The 11,373-nt window shown below is 38.0% G+C and carries 7 protein-coding genes; 1 reads left to right on the top strand and 6 read right to left on the bottom strand.

What is annotated here, in order from left to right; genetic code table 11:
• Positions 1-225: 225 nt before the first annotated feature.
• Positions 226-2,601: a ribonucleoside-diphosphate reductase subunit alpha gene (locus FZ949_RS06500; RefSeq protein WP_103579949.1), complete on the bottom strand. Its 2,376-nt coding sequence runs from the start codon at positions 2,599-2,601 to the stop codon at positions 226-228.
• Between the two features lie 217 nt (positions 2,602-2,818).
• Positions 2,819-4,150, bottom strand: a complete 1,332-nt coding sequence (purB, locus tag FZ949_RS06495; RefSeq protein ID WP_148790263.1) for an adenylosuccinate lyase — start codon at positions 4,148-4,150, stop codon at positions 2,819-2,821.
• Positions 4,151-4,334: 184 nt separating this feature from the next.
• Between purB and FZ949_RS06490 the strand changes: the two genes are divergently transcribed.
• Complete coding sequence (locus tag FZ949_RS06490; RefSeq protein ID WP_103579951.1) at positions 4,335-5,249, top strand: pseudouridine synthase family protein; 915 nt, start codon at positions 4,335-4,337, stop codon at positions 5,247-5,249.
• A gap of 260 nt (positions 5,250-5,509) precedes the next feature.
• Here FZ949_RS06490 and rlmN read toward each other — a convergent pair whose 3' ends face one another.
• The 4 genes from rlmN to FZ949_RS06470 are packed head-to-tail and all read right to left on the bottom strand — an operon-like array spanning position 5,510 to position 11,359.
• Positions 5,510-6,646 (bottom strand): dual-specificity RNA methyltransferase RlmN, encoded by a 1,137-nt coding sequence (gene rlmN / locus FZ949_RS06485; RefSeq protein WP_103579952.1) that lies wholly within the window; start codon positions 6,644-6,646, stop codon positions 5,510-5,512.
• Complete coding sequence (locus tag FZ949_RS06480) at positions 6,643-7,323, bottom strand: purine-nucleoside phosphorylase (protein WP_148790285.1); 681 nt, start codon at positions 7,321-7,323, stop codon at positions 6,643-6,645. Before FZ949_RS06480 ends, rlmN begins: the two co-directional genes overlap by 4 nt.
• The gene (gene hisF / locus FZ949_RS06475; RefSeq protein ID WP_103576766.1) at positions 7,323-8,078 is read right to left on the bottom strand and encodes an imidazole glycerol phosphate synthase subunit HisF; all 756 of its coding nucleotides are present in this window, start codon (positions 8,076-8,078) and stop codon (positions 7,323-7,325) included. Before hisF ends, FZ949_RS06480 begins: the two co-directional genes overlap by 1 nt.
• A complete protein-coding gene (locus FZ949_RS06470; RefSeq protein WP_148790262.1) occupies positions 8,075-11,359 on the bottom strand; it encodes a DEAD/DEAH box helicase in 3,285 nt (1,094 codons plus the stop codon). Before FZ949_RS06470 ends, hisF begins: the two co-directional genes overlap by 4 nt.
• Positions 11,360-11,373 lie beyond the last annotated feature (14 nt).

Genomic DNA, 11,373 nt, shown 5'->3' with positions numbered 1-11,373 from the left:
AAGCAAAGAAATAATTAAAGATTTTAAATCCCATATAATTGAAATAGCCGTTAAAATTGCCATGTTGAGAGTTACAAACAAATTGTTTAAAGTATCTCGCCTTTGGCTTATATAATTTGCCATTTCCACACAGGTTTGCCATTGAGCTAAAACAATATCTTTATTTTCCAAATTTATCCTTTCGTAATTTTACTAATTAGATTTCAATGTTTTAATTATATGATTTTACTGACAACCCTCGCATTCAATCGAGCGGTCGGCCACGTCGTTTAGTTTTTCGCTGTCTGGTGACTCTGAGCGTAGATAATAAGTTGATTTTAGTCCAAGCTCCCATGCAAGCGTGTAAATTTCACTTAGATATCCGCCGCTTGCTTTGTCTAAGCTCATGAAAATATTTAGACTTTGGCCTTGGTCGATCCATTTTTGGCGGATCGCGCCTGCTTTTATCAAAATTCTCTGATCAAGCTCGTAAGCTGGCGTGTAAAACTGCCAAGTGTCAGGGCTGAGATTTGGCACAACGTTTGGGATCATACCGCTTAGATTGTGCTCAAACCACTTGCGCTTATATACTGGCTCGATAGTCTGAGTAGTTCCAACAAGGATCGAGATCGAGCTAGTTGGAGCGATCGCCATTAGGTAGCCGTTTCTCATGCCGTCACGCTTGACCTTTTCTCTTAGCTTATCCCAGTCACAGATATTTTCGTCAAATAGCCCGCCTTTGTCGTTTAAAAGAGCCTTTGCATTCTCGTTTGCGGTGTCTATCGGCATGATACCTTTACTCCATTTTGAGCCTTCAAATTTTGGATAGATGCCCTTTTCCACGGCTAAATTTGAGCTAGCGTAGATCGCGTTGTAGCTTATGTTTTCCATTATGCTATCAATGAGCGCCAAATGCTCATAGCTGCCCCATTTTACGTTCTTCTCAGCTAGCATTTGCGCTTCGCCCATGACGCCAAGGCCGATCGAGCGAGAAGCTAGATTTGTGTGTTTTACCTTTTTGTGCGGGTAGAAATTTAGATCTATAACGTTATCAAGCATCCTAATAGCTATCGGCACGACACGCTCGATGTCCTCTTTGCTGTTTATCTTGCTTAAATTTATACTTGCAAGGTTGCAAACTGCCGTTTTGCCCTCGATGCTCTCTTTTTCTACGATGAAAATTTGCTTGCCTTTTAGGCTATCAAGCGCACTAAGCTTTTTGGCTTTTTTAGTTATGCCGCTATCGACGGTGACGTCTTCTTCTTCGTCAAATAACTCCTCGCTGCCATCTTCGTAAGTGATCTTGATCTTATAGTAGTTTGGCGCTGTATTTTGGAAAATTTCGGTGCATAAATTTGAGCTTCTGATGATGCCCTCGTGGTCGTTTGGATTTGTTTTGTTGGCATTGTCTTTAAAGCATAAAAATGGCATGCCCGTTTCAAAATAGCTAGTTAGAATTTTCTTCCAAAGCTCTTTTGCAAGGATGGTGTTTTTCTGGATATTTTCGTCGTTTTCATACTCTAAATATCTCTTCTCAAACGCCTCGCCGTAAAGGTCGCAAAGATCGCTTACTTGAGCTGGGTCAAAGAGACTCCATCGGCCATTTTCTTTGACACGCTTCATAAATAGATCGTTTATCCAAAGCGCAGGGAAAAGCTCGTGTGCACGGCGTCTCTCTTCGCCTGAATTTTTACGAAGATCGAGAAAATCGCTCACGTCCATGTGCCAAGGCTCGATATAAACAGCAATCGCACCCTTTCTAGTACCTAGCTGATCGACCGCTACTGCGATGTCATTTGTTACTTTTAAAAATGGTATGATACCGCCAGCTGCGTTTTTGTGTCCATCGATGCTACCGCCCATTGCGCGCACCTTGCTCCAGTCCCAGCCGATACCGCCACCAAATTTTGAAAGTAGTGCCATCTCTTTGTAGCTATCAAAAATTCCTTCGATATTATCAGGCGTACTACCTACGTAACAGCTGCTTAGCTGGTGGCGTGTAGTCCTTGCGTTTGAGAGTGTTGGCGTGGCTAGCATCACTTCAAATTTAGAGATAAGGTCGTAAAATTTCTTAGCCCAGCCTTGGCTGTCTAGCTCGTTTTGCGCAAGAAACATCGCTATCGCCATAAACATGTGCTGTGGCAGCTCTATTGGCATGCCATTCTTATCTTTGATGAGATAGCGGTCGTAAAGCGTTTTGATACCAAGATATGCAAACTGAAGGTCACGCTCAGGCTTGATATAAGCGTTTAGATCCTCAAGATCGTACTTCTCTTTTAGTCCAGGGATGATACGGCCTACTTTTTCACCTTTTACTAGATAATCTTTTAAGTGATTGTAGCCGTTAAAGCCAGATACTTTGTGATAAAGGTCGTATAAAAATAGTCTCGCAGCGACAAATGTCCAGTTTGGGCGGTCGATGTCGATCTTATCAACTGCTGTTTTTATAAGAGTTTGCTGAATTTCCTCAGTCGTTATCATATCTCTAAACTGGATTTTCGCATCTACCTCAAGCTCGCTAAGGCTTACATTGCTAAGGCCAAAAACGGCTTCATTTGTATATTTTTTAATCTTACTGATATCAAGCTCTTCTGTTCTGCCATTACGTTTTATAACTTTCAAAAATATCTCTCCGTGTTAAATTTTAATTTGGGATTTTATCCAAAAGGAGATAAAAACTCTCTTTGTTAAAAAGTGCTTTTAAATATAAAATTTAACTCAAGAAATAATATTTTATTTTTAAAAAATTAAAAAATTTGATCTTATTTTAAAATGATTGTAAAAATTTTTGAAGCGATGTCTTGAAGCAAGAAGCATAAATTTGCTTCTTGCATTTAAATTACTTACCAAAAACTCTGGCAAAAATTCTATCTACATTTTTAGTGTAGTAGTTGTAGTCAAAGCACTCTTTGATCTCATCTTTGCTAAGGCTCTTGGTTAGATCCTCGTCGTTTAGCAAATTTTGTAAAAATAGGCTGTGACCTTGCTCGTCGATCGCTTTTTTACCCTCTTGCAAGTCTGCCCAGACCTTCATAGCATTGCGCTGAACGATCTTGTAGGCGTCCTCTCTAGAAATTCCACGTTGCGGTAGCTGCAAAAGTACGCGCTGTGAAAAGACTAGTCCGCCTGTTAAATTTAAATTTTTCATCATATTTTCTGGATAGACGACTAAATTTGCTATCAAACTTTTGATGCGAACCAGCATAAAATCAGCCGTGATAAACATATCTGGTAGGATAAATCTCTCGACCGAGCTGTGGCTGATGTCGCGCTCGTGCCAAAGGGCGACGTTTTCAAGTGCAGGCGTGACGTATGAGCGTAGCACCCTGCAAAGACCAGTGATGTTTTCGCTAAGGACTGGGTTGCGTTTGTGTGGCATAGCGCTTGAGCCCTTTTGTCCTGGACTAAAGTACTCCTCAGCCTCATAAACCTCAGTCCTTTGGTAGTGCCTAATGGCAACTGCGATCTTCTCGCAAGTAGAGGCTAGAACTGCGATGGCGCTTACCACATGGGCATAGCGGTCGCGCTGGATCACTTGATTTGACGCTGGGGCAGCTTTAAGACCTAGCTCTTCGCATGTTAGCTCTTCAAATTCCATCGGAGCGTGGGCTAAATTTCCCATAGCGCCTGAGAGTTTACCGTAGCTGATCGTATCTTTTGCATCTTTGATGAGCTTTAGCGCCCTTGCGATCTCGTCGTACCAGATGGCAAGCACAAGGCCAAAAGTTATCGGCTCACCGTGGATACCGTGGCTTCTGCCGACCATGAGTGTATGCTTGTGCTCGTTTGCTCTGTTTTTGACTGCCTGCATAAATTCCTCTACGTCGCTGATGATGAGCTCTAGGCTCTCTTTCATCTGAAGTGCGACGGCTGTGTCGATGCAGTCGCTTGAGGTCATGCCGTAGTGCACGAACCTGCTCTCATCGCCAAGGCTCTCGCTGACGCTTGTTAGAAATGCGATGACGTCGTGCTTTGTCGTCTTTTCTATCTCGTCAATGCGAGCCACTTCAAATTTAGCATTTTTGCAAATTTTCTCGCAGTCGCTGTCGCTTATGAAGCCAAGCTTATTCCAAGCTTTAACGGCAGCTTTTTCTACCTTGAGCCAAGCATCATACTTTGCTTGCATACTCCACTTATCAGCCATCTCTTTGCGCGAGTATCTTTCGACCATTGTTGAACCTTTTTGTATTAGTTTTCTTTATCATAAAAGTAATTTTTAGTATTGGAAGCTAAAAACTACATCGTATAATTTTATAAAATTTAAGTTTGGATTATATAAAATCCGTGCTGAAATGTCGGTTATATACTTATAAATTTGTGCTTAAGCTAACTCACTCATTTTTAAAAGGATTACATTGCCCTACGTAAATAAATTTATTGCCACTGCAGACAAACAAAAAGCGTATGAAATTTTAATGAAAACTGGCTTTAGCATGAGAGAAGCGCAACGCCTCATAGATAAAGGTAGGCTGATATGTGGCGGTAGTGTCGTGAGTGAGAAAAATACCATTTTGTGTGGCGATATTTTTTTGATCGACTATGAGGCGGAGCCAAAGGGACTTAAGCCGATCTTTGAGTGCGAAAGCTTTGCGGTATTTGACAAACCAAGCGGAGTACTAAGCCACCCAAATGGCAGACACTGTGAGTACTCGCTAAATGATGAAATTTATACGCTTTTTGGAAGAGATGCGAGCGTGGCGCATAGGCTAGACTTTGAGACGAGTGGCGTGATAGTTGTTGGAAAAGACAGAAATTCTACGATAAAACTAAAGAAAATTTTTGAAGACAGAGAGGTTTTTAAAAGCTACGTCGCGATGGTACAAGGCAAGATCGAACGAGAATTTACGATCGATGCCAAAATGGATCTAGCAAACAACTACGACGATGTGAAAATGCGAATGCAAATTTGCGAAAACGGTAAGAGTGCTTTGACTAAAATTTTGCCGATCAGATATTTTGACGATATCAATACAACTTTGGTTCGGGCTATTCCACTCACTGGCAGACAACATCAAATTCGCTTGCATTTGTTTCATGTGAAACACAAGATACTCGGCGAACCACTTTATGGTTTGTCACGTCCACAGATCGAGAAAATTTTAGACAAAGAGATGAGCGAGCGTGAACGGATAAATTTAACTGGAGCAAAAAGGCTCTTGCTCCACTCAGATGAAATTTCTTTTAAATTTGATGAAATTTTTTATAACATAAAAAGTAAATTTGACGATGAAAGCGAATTTTATAGACTTGCAAAAGAAGGTTTACTTTAGTCTAAAATTTTCTTTTTTTAATAAATCTTTACCTGCTTTTGCCAAAGTTCATCGCATTTAGATACCATAATGATAACTTTGTAGTTTATGTAATTAACACTCCATTTTATTTATTTATGAGAGCTAGGCTTTATCTTGATATTAAGGCTTAGAATTTATGCCTATCTTTTTCATCTTTTAAAACTTTTAAAATAAGCCCTAATCCAAGTAAAACCACAACAGCAACAAAGACTATTTCGGTTATATCAAGTACACTCATTCTAACTCACACTGGCTTTACTATTATCTTCAAGTGAATGTGTTTTTAAATTTTTATCGCTAGAAATAGCTTTAAATTTTGCATTTTCATTTCGTTGTTTTAACTGCCCACAAGCCGCACTTATGTCAAGTCCTTTGCTCTGTCTGATCGTGCAAGTAACACCGTGATCTCTTAGATATTCTTGAAATTTTAGCATGCTAGTAAGCTCAGGTCGTCCAAATTCACTGCCCTCATGTGGATTAAAATATATAAGATTTACCTTTGCTTTTATGCCATGAAGTAGTTTTACCAACTTTTTAGCATCACTCACGCTATCGTTTAAATCCTTTATAACAAGGTATTCAAACATTACACGCTTTCGCATATCGATAGGAAATCCCCTAACAGCATCCATAACAGCCTCGATGTTATATGCCTTATTTATCGGCATTAGGCGGCTTCTAAGCTCATTAGTAACAGCATGAAGCGATATGGCCAATAACACGCCAAGATCCATCTCGCCAAGCTTTTTTATCTGGCTGCCAAGTCCGCTAGTTGAAACGGTTTGACGACGCGGCGATATGGCTAGACCCTCGTTAAGTGCTAAAATTTTGATCGCTTTACTAACGTTAGCAAGATTATCAAGTGGCTCACCCATACCCATATAAACGACATTTATGCGTCTTTCATAAGGTATCTTATTCTCTCTTTTTATCCATAAAATTTGCCCCACAATCTCGCCTGCAGTCAAATTTCTAACAAGCCCGCCCTTTGCTGTTAGACAAAAAGCACATCCCATTTTACAGCCAACCTGTGAGCTAACACAAACTGTATAACGAGCATGGCGACTAATCTTTCCATTCTCATCACTAATCTCCTCTTTCATCGGGAGTAAGACACTCTCTATCTTTAGCCCATCTTTTAGCTCAAAAAGATACTTGATCGAACCATCACTACTTTGCTCAAATTTTACACATTTTAAAGGATCGATATAAAATTTTTCAGCCAGATCTTGACGCATATCTTTAGGTAAATTTAGCATTTGGCTAAATTCGGTTGTATTTTTTTTATATATCCACTCGTAGATTTGTATTGCTCTAAATGGTGGAGAAACTAACTCTTTTAGCTCATCGATACTAAGATCAAGCAAATTTATCACATATTTTCCTTTATATATTTTGTTAGAATTTTCTTGGCCTCTGCGTGATTTTTTATAAAATCAGCATGTGCATTTTTATCACAAAAATTTGTCGCTACGAAAATTCCATAAGCTGGAATTTTAAAAATTTGAGCTACTTTTAGAACAGAAAAAAACTCCATATTTTCTAAAAAATAACCCTTTTCAAACATCTTATGAGCCAAATTTTTGTCTGTCGTTATAAAATTTGACGAATTTGTTTTGATAGTTCCACGTGAAACGATAGAAGAAATTTCACACTCAATCGGTGAATAAGATCTATTTTCTACGCTAGAAATTTCAATATTTGCCCCAACCGAACTTTCATAAATTTGTAAAATTTCACCATCTTTATAAAGACCAGCTGAGCCAACGAAAACTATCTTTTCTGGCATCTGATATAAATTTCGTTCAGGATTTTTTGACAAATTTTGGCTTAGATTTTGTAGCTCTGGATTTGATGAGCTTGCAAATTTAGCTTCAATCTTTGCAAGATAGTGCGGATCGATATTTTTTAAATTTATACCCTTTTCATCCGCTCCAATACATGCTCGTTTCTGTAAAAATTTTGTCAAATTTATCGCCATATCGACTAGCCCCACGCCCATCGGCAAGGCAAAGTCAAAAATTTCGTTTTTTCCAGCTGAGATAACTAGCATCAAAGCCTGACCTCAATACTATTTGTCTTGAGATACTCTTTTAGCTTTTTTATCTCGATCTCACCGAAGTGAAAGATCGAAGCTGCTAAGCATGCATCAGCCCCGGCTTCAAAAGCCTCTTTAAAGTGCTCAATCTTACCTGCACCGCCACTTGCGATAGTTGGTATGGAAAGCGTGCTAAATACCTTTGTTAGCTCAAGGTTAAAACCTTGTTTGACACCGTCATTGTCCATAGAGGTTAGCAATATCTCCCCTGCTCCACGCGACTCAACTTCTTTTGCCCAAGCAAATGCATCTTTTTTAGTATCGATCCTGCCGCCATTTATAAAAACACTATAACCATTCTCGATCTTTTTAGCATCGATCGCTACTACAACACATTGCGAGCCAAATTTATTAGCTGCCTCATCAATCAAATTTGGATCTTTTATCGCCGATGAGTTTAGGCTCACTTTGTCGCAGCCAGCATTTAAAAGGCGTGATATATCATCTAACGTGCGTATACCACCACCAACTGTTAGTGGGATAAAAAGCTTACTTGCGACCTTTTTTACGACATCAACTATCGTATCACGCCCAAGATGAGAGGCAGTGATATCCAAAAAGCAAAGCTCATCAGCACCCTCATCATTGTATCTTTTAGCTATCTCAACAGGATCTCCAGCATCGACAAGCCCTACGAAATTTACGCCTTTTACGACTCTGCCATCTTTTACATCAAGGCATGGGATTATACGTTTTGCAAAATGATTCAAATTTGTCCTTTATCTATTTTTCTAGCTGCTACCTCAAAATATGGCAAATTAGACCAATTTTCTCGGTTACCAACTATATAAATAACCTCTTTTGCTCTTGTTAGTGTTACATTTAGTAAATTTGGCGTACTAGCAGCCCATGCTCTAGCACCTTTTGTAGCACCTCCAAGGACAAAGATAACAACATCAGCTTCTTTGCCTTGCATGGTGTGAATAGTACCGGCCCCTTTTAAATTTTTACAAACATCTTTAAAAGGCGTTATTATTTTAACACTATCTTTTAGCTTGGCTAGCTTACCATCTAAAAGCTCTTTAACGATCATGCCTTCGGCTTTATTATAGTTACCTATCCATTCATCACTACTAACATCAATCCATTCTGTTTTGATATTAGGATCACTAAGTTTACTTTCACTATTTCTACCAAGTATCATCATATCATCATATGTTGTCTCGTTTGAAATTTTAAACATAGGGTTAGCGCACCTTCTATGAACGATAAGTGGTGAACCAACCCAAATGGACTTACCCTCTCCTTTTATATATGTACCAATATTTTGTACTTTATCGGCTCGAAGTTGAACTGATGATTTTAGTAGATTAAACTCATCCTTTGCATCACAGTAGCGTAAAATAGCGTTATTTAAAGCTGGTGGTAATGTTACAACAGGCTCAAGTTGAAGTGGATCACCAACTACAACAGCCATGTTTGAACGAAGCAGTGCACCTAATGCGTTAGTTAAATTTGCCTGCCCTGCTTCATCTATTAAGAGCAAGCCTATATCACCATTTAGTAGCTCTTTAAAGGTATTATTAAAAGATGCGAAAGTAGAACTAACAACTGGCGTTAGTAAAAATAATCCTTTTATTATTTCACGTCTATATTTAGCCTCAAGCCCGTTTTTCTCAGCCATCTTTTCATCATTAAATATAACGCTAAGAGCTCGTAAATTTGTTCTAACAGCTTCTTTGCAAGCAAAGATAGTGGCTTTATGCAAATTAAGCGCTTCTTTAAAAAGCTTGATTCTTGCGTTAAAAAGCTTCGTCTTGTGGGATTTTCCATCAAGATCACGCTCCATCATAAATGGCATACTCTTTTGTATTTCTTCATTACTCTGGTTAAAACTACCATTTAAAAAGCTATCAAGCTCTTCGCTTCTACCAATTAATTTTTGACGTCTAACAAAGTCATCATTAAGCTTGTTTAGATGGTCTATCTTGGTGTTAAGTTCTAAAATTTTCTCTTCAAGCTGAGTTATTTGAGCTTTTAGTTCGTTTAATTTTGCTTCATTCTTCTCTTTATTTTCACTATTTTGCTTATTTGCTTTCAAATTTTGCTCAGCTATTTGGAGATTTATCTCACTAACTTTTTGCGCTTCATTATTATATTTTTCAAAAGCTTGCGTCTTTAAAATTTGCTGGAAAATAAAAAATGATGGCTTTATAGGCGCACTCAGATACTCTTGCAAAATTTCATTTCGTCCGATAAGCTTTGTTAGCTCGTTAGCTTCCGTAGCCTTTTGCTCTAGCTCATTTTTGCTCGAATCCAGTTCATCTATTAGTGGCCTTAAGAGCTCGTCTATTTGCCTTGCTGAATTATAGTTATCAAGTCTTTTATCGATATTTATAAGCTCACTATTTATACTTTTTAGCTCCTCTTCTTTGATCCTGATCTCACTAAAAAGTAGATTTACTTCATGTAGGGCTTGATTAAATTTCTCCTTTGCCTCGTCGTAATCATCAATTCCTTCGCCGGTAGCCAAGTATTTGCCAAGCCCCATTAAAAAGCCATCTTGTTCTATAAATTCTTTAAATTCTTTTGAAATATCTTCAAACTGACTATGCGTTTTTTCGATCTTTACGCCATTAATCGCATTAAAAACAAAATTTGACTTATTTTGCTTTGAGCCAAGAGGTATGCAAAAAAGCCCCCATGCAGGTTTTGAGATAAAAGATTTTTCTCCAAAATTTGTCTTTTCATCGGCCGAGAGAAGCCTTGTAGCTATAAATTTAAAATAATCAATCTCGCCTGCGTAACTACCGATGCTTTTTAGTTGGCTAAGCTCTTTACTTAAAATTTCAACCGCACCGTTATTGCAAGAGCTAACAACCATCTCGTAGCCCTGAAGTTCTTTATTTAGAGTAAAATAAAGCACCTTATCGCTACTATCTCGAACTGGTGCAAAGATATCATGTCTACTCATTTGTGCGAGCTTCATCGCTCTAAGCGTAACAACTTCAGCCATTACATCTTTTAAAAGCGTTGTTTTACCAGTGCCTGGAGCGCCATTTACGCTATAAATTCCACCACTTTTTTCTTTAAATTTTTTAATGATGTTATTAACAGCAATTTGCTGCGAGAAATTTAAAGCAAAGTCGCTAGCAAAAGCCGATCTTGGATACTCTTCTGCTTTAAAAAAATCTCTAACAAGCCTTTTATTTTGCTCATCTCTTACATCAAGTCTTTCAAATTTATTCTCACTGCCCTCGTCTAAAAACTGATCCGTCGGCTCGTGCGTCCTGCCTGACTCGTAAAATTTTATAAGCAAATTTATATCATCTATAAAAAGGCTATTTAAAAGGCTATCATTTTCTTTAAAATTTGGATTTATGATCTTTATCTCAAGCCTTAAGAAATCATTACAAAATGGTGTTTTAAGTACACTTTTTAGCTCATCGTTTATAAGCTTTATATATTTGCCAAATTCCATTTTTTCTTTATAGATAGATAGCTTGTCTTTTATACGCTCACATTCTTTGCTAAAGTCACTTTGGCTTATCTCTTTTAGATGATTTAGGCGAGCCATTGCCCAAGGAGCTGTTGAGATGAAAAGATCATCAGATGAGTTTGGTGTAAAAAACGGAGTTAAATCATCATCTAAATTTACATCTTTTAAAGCAAAGTTTTGGTCATCCTTACAAAATACCAAATCACCAGCAAGCTTAAATTTATAACAAAATGCCTTTTCAAAGCTCGTTTGCTCAGATCGTAGCTCATCTAAAATTTGCTCTTTTTCAAATTTTACCTTTGCCAGCTTTGATATATAAATAGCAAGCAAGTCAGTCTCAAAAATACCACCATAAATTGAAATTTCTATACCATTTTTTAAAAGCGAGCTATCAAATGCCCTTAAAATTTGTAGAAATTTCTCATCAAAATTTACGATCTCAAGGTCTATTGATTTTTTAAATTTAGTATTTGTCTTTTTCGGCTTGTCTAAGGTTTTTGGCTCCAAATATTGTGATAATAAAAAGTATTTTAAGGTATTTGCCTTGCTCAAATTTATGCCCTATT

The sequence above is a fragment of the Campylobacter concisus genome (genome assembly GCF_902460545.1).
Taxonomy (GTDB): Bacteria; Campylobacterota; Campylobacteria; order Campylobacterales; family Campylobacteraceae; genus Campylobacter_A; species Campylobacter_A concisus_AE.
This window is presented reverse-complemented; position numbering and strand designations above follow the sequence as displayed.